1 protein-coding gene is annotated in these 312 nt (G+C 69.6%); it reads right to left on the bottom strand.

The features are described from left to right. The coding region (gene vgrG, locus ACG0Z6_RS16640; protein WP_394463472.1) for a type VI secretion system tip protein VgrG at positions 1 to 312 on the bottom strand (312 nt) is incomplete at both ends.

Below are 312 nucleotides of genomic sequence, written 5' to 3' on the forward strand. Positions count from 1 at the left end.
CCCGCCGGGGGTGAGCTCGCGGCTGCGCAGCCCCGTCAGCGCGTGCTGCTCGGGCAGCTCCCACGAGGGCATGTTCAGCGCGTTGTGCACCCGCCCCGTGATGAGCGGCCGGTCCGGGTCGCCATTCCCAAAGTCAACAATCACCTCCTGCCCGATGCGCGGCACCAACGTGCCCCCGAGCTGGTTGCCCGCCCACGGGCTGGCCACGCGGATCCAGCAGCTGGCGTTCTCGTCCTTGCTGCAGTAGCGGTTCCAGTGGAAGCTCACTTTGACGCGGCCGTATTGGTCCGTGTAGATCTCGCGCCCGGCCGG

This window comes from Roseateles rivi, from assembly GCF_043555845.1.
GTDB lineage: Bacteria > Pseudomonadota > Gammaproteobacteria > Burkholderiales > Burkholderiaceae_C > Roseateles > Roseateles rivi.